Raw genomic sequence first — 16,525 nt, 5'->3', positions numbered from 1 at the left:
AAACTGGAATGCGATCGCTTTTTTTAGGAGAATATGTCGGAAACTCAGAGAGGTTAGAAGATGGTTCATCAGACATATACAGCTGATGTCCTAGTTGTCGGTGGAGGAACCGGAGGCACTGCGGCTGCAATCCAAGCGGCGCGACGGGGAGCCAAAACGATTTTGGTGAGTGAATTTCCTTGGTTGGGGGGGATGCTGACTTCGGCTGGAGTATCTGCACCCGATGGCAACGAATTAGAAGCTTTTCAAACGGGGTTATGGGGTGCGTTTTTGCAGGAATTGCGACAACGACAGCCCGGAGGATTAGATCACAGTTGGGTGAGCTTTTTTAGTTACGATCCTCGGATTGGGGCAGAGATTTTTGCAGATTGGGTGCAGGAATTGCCAAATCTGGACTGGATTTCTGGACAAGTGCCTTTAGAAGTATTTCGCCAAGGTGATTCTATTACTGGTGTCCGCTTTGCTGATTTTGCTGTCACAGCCAAGATTATTCTCGACGCTACAGAATTAGGAGATTTATTGGCTTTAGCTGAAATACCTTACCGCTGGGGTTGGGAATTGCAATCTGAGTGGGAAGAACCTAGCGCCCCAGTGACTTTTAACTCTTTAACCCAGAAATATCCAGTGCAAGCGCCCACTTGGGTAGTGATTATGCAAGACTATGGTGAAGCCGTCGCCCTAGAAATTCCGGCTGCCCCTAACTATAATCCATCCCAGTTTACAGGTGCTTGGGATGGCTATGGAGCAGAGACATTTTTGAATTATGGACGTTTGCCTGATGGCCGATTCATGATGAATTGGCCAATCTGTGGTAATGACTACGGCGAAGGAGTAGGGCGGCTGATAGAGTCAGATGTATCTAGAAGTGAATTCATCCAAGAATCTCGCTGGCACAGCCAAAATTTTGCCCATTTTATCCAAAATCAGCTTGGTCTTCGCTATGGTTTAGCAAAAAAAGTATTTCCTCACGCCCCTACAGCTTTTGCACTGCATCCCTATTACCGAGAAAGCCGCCGCTTAGTAGGGCTAACTACTGTCCGAGAACAGGATATTTTGCCGATTGCTGGAGGGAGAGTTGCATCTATATTTAATTATGGGAATTTTTGCAATCGCAAAGCGTCTTTGATAGGAGAAGCGTTCGCCCTACAGCCCTTCGGGCATCCTACGGCAGGCGTTTGCGAAGCGATCGCTATTGGTAACTACGCCAATGACCATCATTATCCTGGTGTTCAATTCCCACTGCAACCTAAATCTATTCGCTGGGGGGGACGCTGGACGGGAACTCCTTTTACAATTCCCTACAGTTCCCTAATTCCAGCTACAACAGATGGTTTCTTAGTTTGTGAAAAAAATATTTCTGTCTCCCACATTGCCAATGGGGCCACCAGATTACAACCTGTGGTTATGGGCATTGGTCAAGCAGGGGGGATGGCAGCGGCGATGTGTGTTGAGTTAAACTGCCAGCCAAGGGATTTACCTGTTAGGGCGCTGCAAACGGCTTTATTGTCAGATAATTGCTCAAAAGCAGCAATTATTCCTTTGTTTAATCTTCCACCCAATCATTCGGATTGGCTGGACTGGCAACTGTATTACTTAAATAACCCACAAGCCTATCCAGCTAATGGTTATTGCCCTTGCCTACCGGGGAATGAGTACCCTGACTCTGCTTTTGACAAGGCATTAATTCGGGAAAGAAACTGTTTCAAAGGCATTTTCTACCGCTTGGATCAGCAGGAATACAGATTCACTGTCACAGCACCAGCTGCATATCAAGGTCAAAATTGGCAGCTTGTGACTTTGCGATCGCATATCAACGACCAATTACGCGCTTATCCCCACGAACAATTAGTTACATTGTGGGGCCGTCAGAATCACTTTGGTAAGTGGTTATTAGTCGAACATTTAAACGAAGGATAAGAAGAGTTTATTTTCAGTAAAACAGAATACTTTTTGATTAATTGTCCGGATATTCATGAAAAAGCTAAGTATCAGTGAAGTGGAGAGTTCCAAAATAGACATCTGCTATGCGTGCTGCCATTTCACTTTTAGTCTCGAGTCTGGTGTTCGGCCCCTTAGCTTTTAACTGCCAAGCAATGGTCAATCACTTATCCTATGCGCTGCCTTCTACGCCTGCTTCAAAACAGTGGCTATCGGCAGCATCTGAACAAAATTCAGATGATGCGCCACGTCATCGCGGTAGTGGGCGCAGAGAAGTGACGCAAAAATTCGGAATATATCTATGCTGTGGTTTAACTACTGTAGGGTAATGCCTCTTTTTCCAAAGCAACCAAAGTACCAGAAAACAGAATGTTGTGCTAACATGTTTTACACAAGTTTTCTGGCAGAGATATATACAGTTGACGCCCGAAAATCTTCAGCGATCACTTAGTATTTCAACTGCAAGCTTTGTGATATCATAAGTTGGCCTAAATCCTGGCGATCAAAACGCAAATCAAATTAAGTGCTTTGATCAACAGCATTACCAACTCCTTAAAAGCTACACAAATGTTGCTATATTCCTGGGAAACTCTGCGTCTCAATCCTCAACTGCTCTATAAATAGATAGGCTATCAGTTAATCTAAAGCACATCTAATTAAGATATTTTGCTTGTTGAGGAAACAGTCTTAAGGCAACTTCACTTTATTCCCCAATAGGTTTTCTCATACATTGAGTAGCTGGCTATCTAGATCAGGAAATAATTGATCTTCGCTCCGACACCTATTTAGCATCCTTTGCCGAAGCATAAAATCCCTTTCGTTTCATCTGAATTTATGTAGGGCATAAATTTGCACAAGTAGTATACGTTTATTACACTTGGCAACAAATCTTACTATTCCTGACCTACTGTTGCCCTCTGGATCGTTCTCCTCACAGATGGCTCCCGACGAAATAAATATTAAGAAGGATCTGCTAGTTCATCTTAGTCATTTAATTATTCTACACCCAAGGCTAGATGCAATATTTTGCATCTGGCCTTTTTAGGTAAAGTTTACTTAAAGAAAAGGGAATGAGGAGGTATAACCTCAAGCTGGCTTATGAGCAATGAAATACTTGCTCATAAAATGTACTTGGATCTCAATATTCTCAAAGCCTACTCTCTGTAAATGTTCTACCAAGTTATCAGTAGTGTAATGCTTGTAATAGGGTTCATGGAAAGTTTCGGGGAAAGAATCCATCATATGTTCCAACTCAGGTGAATCACTCAACTGAATTGAGTCACAAATAATAAACACTCCTCCTGGTTTTGTAACCCGGAAGCATTGCTCAATGACTGTCTGACGTACAGTTCCTGGTAACTCATGGAAGAGAAAAATAGAAGTTACAGCATGAAAATAGTCATCTACATAGGGTAACTCTTCGGCATTCGCTTGTAAAAGTTGTGGCAGTTCTCCTGGAATTTGGGATAGTAGTTCATTTGCTTTACGCAAATAAGCTGGTGACAAATCTGTGCCAAACAGAGATGCTTGAGGTAGGGCTGTCCGAATCAACTTCAGAGTCCGCCCAGTTCCACAAGCTACATCCAAAATCCGGACTTGCCGTGGTGCAACCGAATCAATTGCTTTCAGCCCTTGCTTGAGAGGAGCGAGAATCCGCCGCCGCATCGCATCAGCTGCCCCACCAAAAACAATTTCCACTTGTAAGTCATATAAATTGGCTGACAAGTCACTTAAGTAGCCATTGCTTTGGTGATGGAAGTTCTGCACGTAGTAGCTGGGATAACCATCTCTATCAATTTCGGGCGAAAAATCTTGGTAATTCTGTTTTTGAACCCGCTCCCAGGTTTGAGGAAAATCTAGCCATAACAACGGATAGTAGCGGAAAAAGTCATCCCAAGGGTTGTCAAACAGCAAACTTTCCGGGTATACACCTTTTTGAGCATCTTGCCAGTCTGTTTCCAACAACTGATTCAATCTCTGTTGAAGTTTGAGTAAAAGCTCATATGGGATGGGTTTGGTGTTTTGTTCAAGTGTCGGATACACCAGGTTCCTCAACCGTGAACTTAATATTCTGTGAGTCAGACCAAAGTAATTTTTGCTCTGCTGAAAGGCTTGATAAGTCAGCTTAGTTAAACTCTCGGGCATACGAATAGCTTAAGTTTTGATACTTCTATGTAAATAATTGTAACGAAAAAATTGTTTACCGTTGCAAAGGTAGAGGCTTCCTGGTGAGACAAATCTGAAGCCAGATGATTTTAGCCATCAAAGGTAGATTAAGGAAGATTTTTCGAGCTTTAGGAAAAAATACCTGATATTGTCAGCAAAGCCAAACATAAATCTCGGAAAAAGTAGCTTATGTTACAGAATTTTTGTTATAGTAGTTCATAGAACAACCGAAAAATATATAACAAAATAGAGAGGACTATGGTTATGTCTATCGCAGATAAATCTCGTGCGTTAATGGTGCGTGAACATCAGCAAGTTAAGAATCGCCAACAATCAATACTGATGCGGGCTGCACAAGAACTTGGTCTTCCTGAAGAAGCATCTCACTACTGGAACCCGATTCAAGGCAAGGTAGATGCTAACGCTCGGATGATTTATGGGTCTAGTCATGCTTCCATGAGCTAAGTTTTAAGAGTTTTAAGGTTGATTTTTGAGTGAATGTCTCAACTGACAACTCTAGAAAAAAAGCCACCCTCTACTCTAGGGTGGCAAAACTTGTTATTTTTAGTTAGATACAACTCTTAATTAAGCATCGTAGTAGAGGTAAAACTCGTAAGGATGAGGACGCAGCTGCAACTGCTTGACTTCGTTACCTAGCTTGTAATCAATCCAATTTTCGATAAAATCTTCCGTGAAGACGCCTGATTCTGTCAAGAAGGCGTGATCTTTTTCCAGTGCTTGCAACGCTAGTTCTAAAGAACCTGGAGTTGAAGGAACCTTTGCCAGTTCTTCTGGAGAAAGTTCATAGATATTCTTATCTAAAGGTTCACCAGGATGGATTTTGTTCTTAATGCCATCAAGACCAGCACAAAGCATTGCAGCAAATGCCAAGTATGGGTTAGAAGTAGCATCTGGACAACGGAATTCTAAACGCTTGGCTTTGGGGTTAGTTCCAGATAGAGGAATACGAATAGAAGCAGAACGGTTACCTTGGGAGTAAGCCAAGTTCACGGGAGCTTCATAACCAGGTACTAGGCGCTTGTATGAGTTGGTACTGGGGTTGGTAATTGCCAACAGCGCTGGTGCGTGCTTGAGAAGACCACCAATGTAGTACAACCCCATATCGCTCAAACCAGCATACTTATCACCTGCAAACAGAGGTTGGCCGTCTCTCCAGATGGATTGGTGACAGTGCATTCCTGAACCGTTATCGCCAAAAATCGGTTTTGGCATGAAGGTAACGGTTTTACCGTATTTCTTAGCAACATTCTTGATGACATATTTATAAATCATCAACCAGTCAGCCGCTTCGATCAACTTCCCAAACTTGAAACCAAGTTCGCACTGACCACCAGTGGCAACTTCGTGGTGATGCTTTTCAATGGGTACACCTAATTGTGCCATCGTCAACAGCATCTCTGTACGGATATCTTGAAAAGAATCCGTAGGTGAAACTGGGAAATAACCTTCTTTGAAGCGTGGTTTGTAACCTAAGTTGGGTTTTCCTTTTTCATATTTACCGGAATTCCAAGCACCTTCTTCGGAGTCTATGAAATAGTAGCCTTCGTTGGCAGTTTGGGCAAACCTAGCACTGTCAAAAATAAAGAACTCAGCTTCAGGGCCAAAGAAGGCTGTGTCACCAAAACCAGTGGAAACCAGGTAATCTATTGCTTTTTGGGCAATAACGCGTGGGCAACGATTGTACCATTCACCCGTGCGGGGTTCTTTAATACTACAAATTATACTTAGCGTTGGGACTTCCATGAATGGGTCGATCCAAGCAGTGTTGGGGTCGAGTACCATCGTCATGTCCGATTCGTTGATCGCTTTCCAACCCCGGATGCTGGAACCGTCAAACGGTACGCCATCAGTGAATGCAGTCTCATCGATTTGGTTTTGGTACAGTGTGAGGTGCTGCCAAGTCCCTACTGTATCGATGAATTTGAGATCAATAAGTTCAATTTTTTCATCTTGAATTCTCGTCAAGACTTCTTGCGGTGTTGTCATTGTTACTCCTTCTCTACCAATTTCCTAAAGTAATACCAGAATCTTCTAAAGCATCCTAACCCTGCTGATCCCAATCAAGCCGTGACACACCAGAAATATCTTAAATACTAGTCATTATGGGATTTTGTAACTTATGTTACAGATGTCTTGATTCTCAGGTTATATTAACCTTTCGGCGATCATCTGTACAAAACTGGAAAGTTCATCACATAGGGGTCAACTTTGGCATAGAATCCATAGATAGTGGATAGATTGTTTTTGTGCCGAATCTATTTTTAATAGCACAAAACTTTACTGGTGCATAAGTGCAGCCAAATAAATATCAAACCATAAATAGCAACGATTGGGAGAAGAAGGAATGCGCGATGCGGTAACAAGTTTAATTAAGAATTATGACTTAGCTGGTCGGTATTTTGACCGGAATGCGATCGATAGCCTGAAGTCTTACTTTGACAGTGGTACAGCAAGAGTACAAGCTGCGGCAGCAATCAATACCAATGCGGCTGCACTTGTCAAGCAGGCTGGTTTACAGTTATTTGAAGAACTGCCAGAATTGATTCGCCCCGGTGGAAATGCTTATACAACTCGTCGTTATGCAGCTTGTCTGCGGGATATGGACTACTATCTGCGCTATGCCACCTATGCGCTGGTTGCTGGAAACACGAATGTGTTGGATGAACGAGTGCTACAAGGGCTGCGGGAAACTTACAATTCTCTAGGAGTGCCTATTGGGCCTACGGTTCGCGGTATCCAAATTCTCAAGGATTTGATTAAAGAACAGGTGACAACCGCAGGTGTGATTAATTCTAGCTTTGTGGATGAACCATTTGATCACATCACACGCGAATTGAGCGAGCAGGATATTTAGCATCTATTTCTAGGGACTAGAAATCGCAGAACTATACAAATAAAGTTCGCGTAAGTGGGCTTAATGTGTATCGCACTTTGGCTTGATTGGCAAGGTGCGTTTACTTTTATTAATGCAAAATTTTTTGTCTGACAAATTAATTAGTAGTACTGAGAAAGTTTTATACTTGCTATTCCGATGTTTATTATTGATATAAATAATTTTTGGCAATAGTTCTATGAGTATTAATGATCTAGAATTTCTGCATAGTGCGGCTTTTCTTCGACTCCTCAAAGGAACATCTTATATCTCTATTAGTTATTTATCTTATATTCATTCATCTCTTTATACTATAAAAAGCTCAAATAAAGAATCAGCTATCCTATTTAAAATATCAAAAAAACCCACATCTTCATGGTCATTTAGCTTCAGTTCACAGGAAGAAAATGCGCGAGCATACCTTTAAAGAAATAGAGACACTTTTAATTAATTATCAAGATAATAATTTATATGCTGAAGTAGATATAGACCTGATCATTAAAATTATCAGTCACACAAAAAGTTATTATGTTTCCTCTGAAAAATGGGAAGATAAACGTATCATCAAAGGGGATGACAAAGGGGCGTTTAAATGTTCGCAGAGGTGAGAGAAATAAAAATAAAAGATTAGATATGCCAAGAAAAGAGCCTTTTAAATGGATGTTTGGCTTCGGTTCAGGTAATTGGTCAATAGAAGCTCAGAAGAAATATCCTGATGTACCAACTTTAATTATTTGCTATCAAAAAGGGGAAAAAAGTACAGGATGGGATGATCATCCTATCTATCTACCTATGTTAGTTTTACCTAAACAAAAATTTGTTTTAATGTTTAATTATGATGAGGATGAATAAGAGGGGAGATTGATGTAAGTAAATGCAGGGTAGATTTCAGTGCAACCAACTGCGATCGCTCTAGATCCGCCACAATAGAAGTTGCCGATATTTCAGGCGCTGATTATGGAAGAATTATTAACCCTAAAAGACTTGCTTGTTAAGGGCGATGTTCAAAGAGCATTGCTGATAGTCGAAGAATTAACAGAAATGAGTCGAAATTACATAATCAAGACGATTCGTAACTATGCAGTGATTTTGCTATTTCATCTGATTAAACAACAAGCTGAAAATCGCACGACTCGCTCTTGGGAAGTCTCAATTCGGAATTCGGTTCGGGAAATTCAGCGGGAAAATAAGCGGCGTAAAGCAGGGGGCTATTATCTCACACCAGAAGAATTGTTAGAAATCTTACTAGAAGCTTATTTAAATGCCATTGATGAGGCAACGCTTGAAGTAGAAGGTCGTTATGAGCCAGAAGAATTAGAAAAGCTGATTAACCGAGAAGAAATTATCAATCGTGCTTTGACTTTAATTTTACCAGGAGAGTCTAATTAATTGGCTAAACAGCGACTCGACACACTATTAGTAGAGCTAAATTTATGTTCTTCTCGCGCCTTAGCACAGCGGTTAATTCAGGCGGGGGAAGTTACTGTTAATCAGCAGGTAGTTGATAAATCTGGTACAGAAGTTGATATTTCTGCTCAAATAAATATTAAGGAGCGATCGCCTTTTGTTTCTAGAGGCGGTGAAAAACTCTCCAAAGCTTTATCAGTATTTGCCATTCCTGTAGCAGAGCGCATTTGTTTAGATGGTGGAATTTCTACTGGTGGTTTTACTGATTGTCTCTTGCAAGCTGGAGCAAAACAAGTTTACGGAATTGATGTTGGTTATGGACAAGTTGACTGGCTCTTAAGAAATGATTCGCGGGTAATTTTGCGGGAACGCACTAATTTACGACAACTACGACCAGATGACTTATATGGGGAGAATGACCCGATTCCTGATTTGGCTGTGGTCGATGTATCGTTTATTTCTTTAACTAAGATTTTGCCTGCTTTGTGGCAACTAACTCAAGCTAACCGAGAAGCTGTATTGTTAGTCAAGCCACAGTTTGAAGTCGGCAGATCCCGTGTAGGTAAAAAAGGTGTTGTGCGTGATCCAAACGACCAAGCTGATGCCATTTTTCAGGTGTTACAAACAGCCCACCCATTAGGATGGAAATACAAAGGCTTAACTTGGTCGCCGATCACTGGCCCTGCTGGGAATATCGAATATCTTTTGTGGTTAGGAATGGAAAGTGAAACACCATCGCCCGATTTAGAGGCAATTAAGCAAATAACGCAATCAGCAACAACTGATTTACGGAAGAGTTAAACGTCGTATATTAGACACTCTACAGAATCGGGATGGGTATCGCAATAATTTTCTAGAGAGGTTTTCTTTGATTTTGCTTGCTGTTGATCAGCTTTCTCAGCTTGTAATTCTTCTACAATGTCCCAGGCTACGGCACAATCAGCAGAATTGCCATCTTGCTCACAAGTTGTGCGGGCTTCAGTAATGGCTTCAGAAATCGCTTCTTCAATATTTGCCTTCCCAGCAGTTTCAAATGAGTTTAGGCTAGTTGTCATGATCCTTTCACCTTTAGTTTATAGAGATAGATATTAACTGTGAGCTTTTAATGATTTCAAAAAGCTCACATTTCCAGTTTAGATAGGCTGACCACAACAGGCGGTAGTAAACACCGTCATCTTTTTGGCAAAATTGAGTGGGAATTACCCTATTGTCATCTTTTATTCAAAAAGGTAAGGATATTCCACTAGTTGTGGTCACTAATAGAGATGGTCATGTTTTCAATCTTGCATCCAAAATTGGGAATGTCAGTCAATTGTCATAAGAGCTTAATAGAAGTTGATAAACACTTATAAACAGCAACAAACGGGAAACAATTTTTATTTATTCTCAATACTTTATACCTAATTCTTGTCGCAGACGATACAGAATTGTATTCTGGTCAACTTGAGAGAGAATTTCTTGAATGACGCTGCTAGCGCCCAACTGTCCCCAAGTGCAGCCTTTTTCGAGATACACTTGGGCAGCTTTGCCAACAGAGTATGCTCCATAACCGGCGATACCAGCTTGAGCGATCGCACTGCCAGCAAAGGCAGTAATATTGCTGGGATTGTCACCACTGGTGATTGCAGCCGTACTTTTACCCAAACCCAAAAGAAAACTACTACCTAATTCTCCCAGCAGCAAGCCACCGGAACTAAATAAAATTGTTTTTAAAATTTTTCCGGCTTCATAGCTAGTCATCGGTAAACCATACAATCTAGCTAGAGCGCGAATTAAAGCTAAATCGGCAACAGTTCCGCCAAGGATATCTAAGAAGGCGATGGGATTGAGCATTACTGCCAAAGCTTTGTATTTGGTAAATTGCCAGATGATATCTTCGGCTTCTTGTTCGCGTAAGTCGATGGTTTTCTGAGCGATCGCGGCTTCTGCATCCCGTGCTTGGATTAGTGCATTTAAAGCCAGAAGCGATCGCCCTTCTCGATTGAGAATATTCAGAATTGTCTCTTTGAGTTCGTCTACTTGCGGTGATGGTGTCTCCCATTCATAACTGACACGTCCATCAGGCCACTCAACCCTTACTTCCATTGGTGCTGGTTCTGCCGCCACCATGACAATTTCATCCGGTAGTAGAGGTTTTTTTTGAAGATGTCCTGCACCTAGTTGTTGTAAATTTTGGTAAATCGCTCCCTGGTCTGTATCTGGATAAAGGTCTATTTTGTTAAACACCAAAATCAAGGGTTTTTGTGCTTGACGTAATTCCAGCAGTGCCTGATACTCAGTGCGGGTGATATCACCAGACACGACAAACAAAATCAAATCCGCCTGATGCACAACTTCTCGTGCCATGTCCGCCCGTGACTCACCCTCAATTTCATCTAATCCAGGGGTATCAATTAACTCTACTAGTACCTTACCCCCTGGCTGCCAACGCACGGAACGCGGCCATTGAGTGACACCGTTCAGGGGCCCAGTTTGCAGAATCTTGTCTCCCAGCAAGGCATTTAAAACTGCTGACTTACCACGACTCACCAAACCAAAAGCCGCAATTCTAATAACGCTAGAGTCCAGCTTGTTGAGTGTGGAGTTCAAAGCTTCCAATTCCGGTTTCACTAAACCTGCCAATTCTGGGTTAGATGAAAGCTGTCCTGACTTGCGAAGATATCCATACCAAGACAGCACTTGCCTGAGACTGGCGCGGGCACGATTTAAGTGAGTTTCTTGCAGATTACGCACGAAGTTAGGTTGATTCAAGATTGGACAAACAACAGGCTACATATCCATTCTGCTCTAATTCCCAGACTGTTAGCCGTTTTGTCAAATTAGGCAATTGTTCAGAAGAGTTTGCATAAGCTGCGTAGCAAATTAATTGTATAAATAGTGAGTCAAGTACTAGATTTGATCAGGAAGCCTTTGAACAAGGTGAGGTTAAAGGTAAACTAAAAGCAGTACTACCAATGTTGGTTGGCAGCAGGGTTGAGTATAAAACAAGTAGCATCGGCTTTAGATTTGAGTATCGAAATAGTCAGACAAGTAATACAAAGTCAGCCTTGAAAAGGATGCGGTAAGTTTTATGCGTGAGTAAAGCAAAATTTTGTTTGCGCCCTTGAGACTTGACTGACGACGAATTTATAGTTAATTTTTGTTAATATTGGAAGCGGTGTTAGTACTTCGTCCTCAACCACCCACTCCCTACCTGAGAGAAACTTAATGCTGCGATTAGAACATATAAGTAAAATTTATCCCACAGGCGAAGTTCTCAAAGATATCAACTGGGAAGTTAAACCAGGCGATCGCATTGGCTTAGTCGGTGTCAACGGTGCGGGAAAATCTACCCAACTCAAAATCATCTCTGGGGAAATTGAACCTACCGCCGGCGAAATCATTCGTCCCAACAGCTTACACATAGCCTACCTCAACCAAGAGTTTGAAGTAGACCCCAGCCGCACTGTTAGAGAAGAATTTTGGACTGTCTTCAAAGAAGCTAACGAAGTACAGTTGTCTCTGGCGCATGTGCCACAAGAGATGGAAACGGCTAGCCCAGAGGAACTGGATCGATTGATCGACAAGTTGGATCGCTTGCAGCGCAAATTTGAAGCCTTGGATGGCTACAACTTAGATGCACGCATCGGGAAAATCTTACCAGAGATGGGGTTTGGGCTAGAAGATGGCGATCGCCTCGTCAGTGCCTTCAGTGGTGGTTGGCAGATGCGGATGAGTTTAGGTAAAATTCTTCTGCAAAAACCCGACTTGTTGCTGCTGGATGAACCGACTAACCACCTGGATTTAGAAACTATTGAGTGGTTGGAAAATTACCTCAGAGGGCTAGTTACGCCGATGGTAATAGTCTCCCATGACCGGGAGTTCCTTGACCGCCTCTGCACCCAAATTGTAGAAACTGAACGTGGCGTTTCCAGTACTTACCTTGGGAACTACTCAGCATATTTAGAACAAAAAGCTGAAAGTCAATCAGCACAACTGAGTGCTTACGAACGCCAACAGAAAGAATTAGAGAAACAGCAAACCTTTGTTGATAGATTTCGCGCCAGTGCTACCCGTAGTACCCAGGCAAAAAGCCGGGAAAAGCAACTCGACAAAATTGAGCGCATTGAAGCACCAATTGCGGGAATCAGAACTCTCCACTTCCGTTTTCCGCCTGCACCCCGTAGTGGACGGGAGGTAGTAGAAATTAAAGACTTAACTCATATCTATGATGATAAGATTTTGTTTTTAGGAACGAATCTCCTAATTGAAAGAGGCGATCGCATTGCATTTCTGGGGCCCAACGGTGCTGGGAAATCTACCCTTCTACGCGTGATTATGGGTATGGAACCACCCACAGAAGGTAGCGTGAATTTAGGCGATCACAACGTTCTTCCTGGTTACTTTGAGCAAAATCAAGCTGAAGCCTTGGACTTGAAAAGAACTGTCATGGAAACTATTCATGATGAAGTTCCCGATTGGGATAATCAAGAAGTCCGCACGCTTTTGGGACGATTTTTATTCACTGGTGACACTGTATTTAAGGCAGTTGGAGCATTAAGTGGAGGAGAAAAAGCTCGTCTGGCGTTAGCAAAAATGCTCTTACGTCCCGCGAACTTATTAATTTTAGATGAGCCGACAAACCACTTAGATATTCCAGCTAAAGAAATGCTGGAAGAAGCGCTCAAAAATTATGATGGTACGGCAATTGTAGTTTCCCACGATCGCTACTTTATTTCTCAAGTAGCAAACAAAATTGTAGAAATTCGTGATGGTGAATTCCGGGTTTACTTAGGAGATTATCATTACTATCTCCAGAAAATTGCCGAAGAAAAAGAAGAAGCGAAGTTAGCTGCAATAGAAGCCGAAAAAGCAGCGAAAAAAGCTGCTAAAGCTGCTAAAGCTTCCACAAAAAGGAAATAAGAGGTTGGATAATGCCTTAGTAGTAGCGTTTTCCTGCTACTACTAATATACTTAGGGTTGTAAAAGCTACTGCAAAAAAATGATTTACCCTAGTTTATAAGTAGCAATTGCTACTTATAAACTAATCAATAATTTAAAAATCATAAAATACACAAGATTTAACAAGCTTAAGAAAAATCTAAGAAAACTATAAAGTAATTAATAAAAGAATTTAATAAGCATATATCTCCTTGCGGCGTGGATTAGCAATGGTATCATTCGGGTATTACAAAAAGTAAAGGGCAATTTTACTATGACCAAAGCACCTGTTGCTCCTGTGGTGCTAGTCATTTTAGACGGATGGGGCTACTGCGAGGAAAAGCGAGGAAACGCTATTGTTGCTGCTAAAACTCCAATCGTGGACAGTTTATGGGCAGCTTACCCGCATACCCTCATCCACACATCAGGAAAAGCCGTAGGGTTGCCAGAAGGTCAAATGGGCAACTCAGAAGTTGGTCATTTGAACATTGGTGCTGGGCGAGTGGTACCGCAAGAACTTGTACGCATCTCTGATGCAGTCGAAGACGGTTCTATTGCCTTAAACCCAGCACTCCTTAAAATTTGCCAGGAAGTTCGCTCTCGGAATAGCAAGCTGCATCTAGTGGGCCTTTGTTCTGAGGGAGGGGTACATTCGCATATTACCCATCTATTCGGACTACTTGACTTAGCCAAAGACCAGCGAATTCCAGAAGTTTGTATCCACGCTATCACCGATGGTCGTGACACCGCCCCAACTGACGGTGTAAGAGCAATCACACTGCTGCAAGATTATATAGATCGCACAGGAATTGGGCGCATAGTCACCCTCAGCGGTCGCTACTACGCGATGGATCGCGATCACCGCTGGGATCGGGTCAAACGCGCCTACGACGTGATGACTCAAGATAGTGTTGGTAATGGTCTCAAGGCTGTGGAAATCTTGCAAGCATCTTACGCCTTAGGGATAAAAGATGAATTTGTCAACCCAATCCGAATTGCTCCAGGGGCAATAGAACCAGGGGATGGGGTGATATTTTTTAACTTCCGCCCCGATCGCTCCCGACAACTGACTCAAGCTTTGGTCAGTCGCACGTTTAACGGTTTTGAAAGACAGCAAATCACACCACTGTCTTTTGTCACCTTTACGCAGTACGATTCAGACTTACCCGTGGCTGTAGCCTTTGAGCCTCAGAATCTCAGTAACATTCTGGGAGAAGTGATAGCCAATCATAGTCTGAAGCAGTTCCGCACTGCCGAAACAGAAAAATACGCCCACGTCACCTATTTCTTTAATGGGGGATTGGAGGAACCTTTTGCTGGAGAAGACCGAGAACTGGTAAGCAGCCCGATGGTAGCGACTTACGATCACGCCCCAGCGATGTCAGCAGCAGCAGTTACAAATGTAGCGATCGCTGCGATTCAAAAGGGTACGTATTCTCTAGTTGTGATTAACTATGCCAACCCAGACATGGTAGGGCATACTGGTCAAATCGAAGCTACCATTACAGCAGTTGAAACAGTTGATCGCTGTTTGGGACGCTTACTAGAGAGCGTTATTAAAGCCGGCGGTACAACAATTATTACTGCCGACCACGGCAACGCTGAGTATATGCTAGATAATGGGGGTAATCCCTGGACAGCTCATACCACTAACCCAGTCCCCTTTATCTTGGTGGAAGGAGAGAAAGTCAAAATCCCTGGATATGGTACAAATGTCGAACTGCGAAGCGATGGCAAGCTATCCGACATCGCTCCCACAATTCTAGAGATTTTACAGTTGCCTCAGCCACCAGAAATGACAGGGCGATCGCTGCTGAAAACAGCAGAATATGAGCTGCAACGCACTCGCACTCCCGTGCAAGTAGGGCTGTAAAAGAGTTAGGAGTTAAGAGTGAGGAGTTAATAATTAAAAGTGAAGAGTGATGAATTAAGACTTTCCTAACTCCCAACTCCTGTACAGACGCGATTAATCGCGTCTCTACTCCCAACTACTGTACAGACGCGATTAATCGCGTCTGTACTCCCAACTCCTAATTTCCAACCCTGACTCCTCTTTTTTAAAACTTTTTATAAATGAGATTCCTACCATGACAGCTACTAATATTGTGCAAGGCATATGGGCATTTTCCGCCACTGGTTTGATTATCTTGGTTTTACTGCATAGCCCCAAAGGTGATGGCATTGGAGCCATTGGCGGACAAGCCCAGCTATTTAGCAGTACCAAGAGTGCAGAAAACACTTTAAACCGAATTACTTGGGCATTGACAGTAATTTTTCTCGGTTTAACAGTAGTTTTAAGTGCTGGTTGGCTGCCTAAATAAGGATAGGTCAATGGGGAGAAGAACCCAATACGCGATACTTAACACCTTAATAAATTTAATTTCACAGCGGTTAATTACAGCTCTTGCCTTGTTTATTGGCACAGGGCTGTTAATCATTTTTACAAATCTCCAGTCGAGCGATGGGTTTATAATAATACCAAAATCTGTATATTCAGGCTTAATAATCTCTCTCCCTCCCTCATCTTCCCCAAAACCCCATCCCTTACCGCCCACACTTGTACAGTGGCAAGATAGCACTAATAGTGGTGACTACTTTTCCCAAATCACAACAACCCAAGTTGGTTATTTAGTCTGGTCACAATTTCCCATTCAAGTTTACGTAGAACCACCAAAAGCCATCAGTGAAAAACAAGCTCAAGCATGGGTTAACGGTGTCTTGCAGGGTGTGCAAGAATGGAGTACTTATTTGCCTTTGACAATAGTCGAACAGCCAGAAATTGCTGATATTACAATTGTGCGAAAAGCGCCACCTCTACAAATTTCCCCTGGTAGTAATATACTCCGGGCGCGATCGGCACAAACTACTTACGAGTTATACACCAGCAACAAAGTTTTATCCCACCGCTTCACCATCTTTTTAAGCCCCAGTCAAACAGGTGAGTATCTCATTGCAGCCGCCCGCCACGAATTCGGTCATGCATTGGGAATTTGGGGCCATAGTCCGCTACAAACCGATGCACTATATTTTTCTCAAGTTCGTAACCCGTCGCCTATTTCTGCCAGAGATGTAAATACTCTAAAGCGGGTTTATGAACAGCCAACCAGTTTAGGATGGTCTTTAGTGGATAATTCAAAGATTAATTGAGCGATAGGTAAATTGGAAAATGTTGGTCTTTTCTATAATCTATGACTGTTAAAA

The 16,525-nt window shown here is 42.4% G+C and carries 15 protein-coding genes; 11 read left to right on the top strand and 4 right to left on the bottom strand.

Features of this window, described 5'->3' with window-relative positions; translation table 11 throughout:
* Window positions 1–60 precede the first annotated feature (60 nt).
* Window positions 61–1,917 (top strand): FAD-dependent oxidoreductase, encoded by a 1,857-nt coding sequence (locus tag V7K46_RS28205; RefSeq protein WP_335119139.1) that lies wholly within the window; start codon window positions 61–63, stop codon window positions 1,915–1,917.
* A 107-nt stretch (window positions 1,918–2,024) separates the two neighbouring features.
* Entirely contained in the window at window positions 2,025–2,267 is a 243-nt protein-coding gene (gene patX, locus V7K46_RS32205; RefSeq protein ID WP_442939883.1) for a heterocyst-inhibiting protein PatX, read from the top strand.
* 757 nt (window positions 2,268–3,024) lie between these two features.
* Here patX and V7K46_RS28200 read toward each other — a convergent pair.
* Window positions 3,025–4,083, bottom strand: a complete 1,059-nt coding sequence (locus V7K46_RS28200; RefSeq protein ID WP_335119137.1) for a class I SAM-dependent methyltransferase — start codon at window positions 4,081–4,083, stop codon at window positions 3,025–3,027.
* A 285-nt stretch (window positions 4,084–4,368) separates the two neighbouring features.
* Between V7K46_RS28200 and V7K46_RS28195 the strand changes: the two genes are divergently transcribed.
* Window positions 4,369–4,569 carry a hypothetical protein gene (locus tag V7K46_RS28195; protein ID WP_273768515.1) on the top strand — a complete coding sequence of 67 codons (201 nt, stop codon included), beginning with the start codon at window positions 4,369–4,371 and terminating at the stop codon, window positions 4,567–4,569.
* 120 nt (window positions 4,570–4,689) lie between these two features.
* On the opposite strand, the gene glnA is transcribed toward V7K46_RS28195, so the two are convergent.
* Complete coding sequence (glnA, locus tag V7K46_RS28190) at window positions 4,690–6,111, bottom strand: type I glutamate--ammonia ligase (RefSeq protein WP_335119135.1); 1,422 nt, start codon at window positions 6,109–6,111, stop codon at window positions 4,690–4,692.
* Window positions 6,112–6,469: 358 nt separating this feature from the next.
* On the opposite strand from glnA, the gene apcB reads away from it, so the two are divergent.
* The 4 genes from apcB (at window position 6,470) to V7K46_RS28170 (ending at window position 9,205) form a co-directional block, all read left to right on the top strand.
* Complete coding sequence (apcB, locus tag V7K46_RS28185) at window positions 6,470–6,979, top strand: allophycocyanin subunit beta (protein ID WP_335119133.1); 510 nt, start codon at window positions 6,470–6,472, stop codon at window positions 6,977–6,979.
* A gap of 546 nt (window positions 6,980–7,525) precedes the next feature.
* Window positions 7,526–7,849 (top strand): hypothetical protein, encoded by a 324-nt coding sequence (locus V7K46_RS28180; RefSeq protein ID WP_335119131.1) that lies wholly within the window; start codon window positions 7,526–7,528, stop codon window positions 7,847–7,849.
* A 105-nt stretch (window positions 7,850–7,954) separates the two neighbouring features.
* The gene (locus V7K46_RS28175; protein ID WP_335119129.1) at window positions 7,955–8,386 is read left to right on the top strand and encodes a DUF29 family protein; all 432 of its coding nucleotides are present in this window, start codon (window positions 7,955–7,957) and stop codon (window positions 8,384–8,386) included.
* Window positions 8,387–9,205 carry a TlyA family RNA methyltransferase gene (locus tag V7K46_RS28170; protein WP_335119127.1) on the top strand — a complete coding sequence of 273 codons (819 nt, stop codon included), beginning with the start codon at window positions 8,387–8,389 and terminating at the stop codon, window positions 9,203–9,205.
* Here the strand turns inward: V7K46_RS28170 and V7K46_RS28165 are convergent.
* A complete protein-coding gene (locus V7K46_RS28165; RefSeq protein WP_335119125.1) occupies window positions 9,202–9,459 on the bottom strand; it encodes a Calvin cycle protein CP12 in 258 nt (85 codons plus the stop codon). The genes V7K46_RS28170 and V7K46_RS28165 overlap by 4 nt on opposite strands.
* Before the next feature lie 331 nt (window positions 9,460–9,790).
* The gene (locus V7K46_RS28160; RefSeq protein WP_335119254.1) at window positions 9,791–11,137 is read right to left on the bottom strand and encodes a GTP-binding protein; all 1,347 of its coding nucleotides are present in this window, start codon (window positions 11,135–11,137) and stop codon (window positions 9,791–9,793) included.
* A gap of 474 nt (window positions 11,138–11,611) precedes the next feature.
* Here V7K46_RS28160 and V7K46_RS28155 point away from each other — a divergent pair, with 474 nt between their 5' ends.
* The 4 genes from V7K46_RS28155 (at window position 11,612) to V7K46_RS28140 (ending at window position 16,471) form a co-directional block, all read left to right on the top strand.
* The gene (locus V7K46_RS28155; protein ID WP_335119123.1) at window positions 11,612–13,306 is read left to right on the top strand and encodes an ABC-F family ATP-binding cassette domain-containing protein; all 1,695 of its coding nucleotides are present in this window, start codon (window positions 11,612–11,614) and stop codon (window positions 13,304–13,306) included.
* A gap of 292 nt (window positions 13,307–13,598) precedes the next feature.
* Window positions 13,599–15,197, top strand: coding sequence for a 2,3-bisphosphoglycerate-independent phosphoglycerate mutase (gene gpmI, locus V7K46_RS28150; RefSeq protein ID WP_335119121.1), 1,599 nt, complete (start codon window positions 13,599–13,601; stop codon window positions 15,195–15,197).
* A gap of 214 nt (window positions 15,198–15,411) precedes the next feature.
* Window positions 15,412–15,645 (top strand): preprotein translocase subunit SecG, encoded by a 234-nt coding sequence (secG, locus tag V7K46_RS28145; protein WP_012410686.1) that lies wholly within the window; start codon window positions 15,412–15,414, stop codon window positions 15,643–15,645.
* 10 nt (window positions 15,646–15,655) lie between these two features.
* A complete protein-coding gene (locus V7K46_RS28140; RefSeq protein WP_335119119.1) occupies window positions 15,656–16,471 on the top strand; it encodes a peptidase in 816 nt (271 codons plus the stop codon).
* Window positions 16,472–16,525 lie beyond the last annotated feature (54 nt).

This window comes from Nostoc sp. (assembly GCF_036917395.1).
GTDB lineage: Bacteria > Cyanobacteriota > Cyanobacteriia > Cyanobacteriales > Nostocaceae > Nostoc.
This window is presented reverse-complemented; position numbering and strand designations above follow the sequence as displayed.

Excerpts from the sequence above, each read along its gene's own strand:
- glnA (WP_335119135.1), bottom strand. The coding sequence starts at position 6,111 with ATGACAACACCGCAAGAAGTCTTGACGAGAATTCAAGATGAAAAAATT.
- gpmI (WP_335119121.1), top strand. The coding sequence starts at position 13,599 with ATGACCAAAGCACCTGTTGCTCCTGTGGTGCTAGTCATTTTAGACGGA.
- V7K46_RS28165 (WP_335119125.1), bottom strand. The coding sequence starts at position 9,459 with ATGACAACTAGCCTAAACTCATTTGAAACTGCTGGGAAGGCAAATATT.
- apcB (WP_335119133.1), top strand. The coding sequence starts at position 6,470 with ATGCGCGATGCGGTAACAAGTTTAATTAAGAATTATGACTTAGCTGGT.
- V7K46_RS28195 (WP_273768515.1), top strand. The coding sequence starts at position 4,369 with ATGTCTATCGCAGATAAATCTCGTGCGTTAATGGTGCGTGAACATCAG.
- patX (WP_442939883.1), top strand. The coding sequence starts at position 2,025 with ATGCGTGCTGCCATTTCACTTTTAGTCTCGAGTCTGGTGTTCGGCCCC.
- V7K46_RS28175 (WP_335119129.1), top strand. The coding sequence starts at position 7,955 with ATGGAAGAATTATTAACCCTAAAAGACTTGCTTGTTAAGGGCGATGTT.
- V7K46_RS28200 (WP_335119137.1), bottom strand. The coding sequence starts at position 4,083 with ATGCCCGAGAGTTTAACTAAGCTGACTTATCAAGCCTTTCAGCAGAGC.
- V7K46_RS28155 (WP_335119123.1), top strand. The coding sequence starts at position 11,612 with ATGCTGCGATTAGAACATATAAGTAAAATTTATCCCACAGGCGAAGTT.
- V7K46_RS28205 (WP_335119139.1), top strand. The coding sequence starts at position 61 with ATGGTTCATCAGACATATACAGCTGATGTCCTAGTTGTCGGTGGAGGA.
- V7K46_RS28180 (WP_335119131.1), top strand. The coding sequence starts at position 7,526 with ATGTTTCCTCTGAAAAATGGGAAGATAAACGTATCATCAAAGGGGATG.
- V7K46_RS28140 (WP_335119119.1), top strand. The coding sequence starts at position 15,656 with ATGGGGAGAAGAACCCAATACGCGATACTTAACACCTTAATAAATTTA.
- secG (WP_012410686.1), top strand. The coding sequence starts at position 15,412 with ATGACAGCTACTAATATTGTGCAAGGCATATGGGCATTTTCCGCCACT.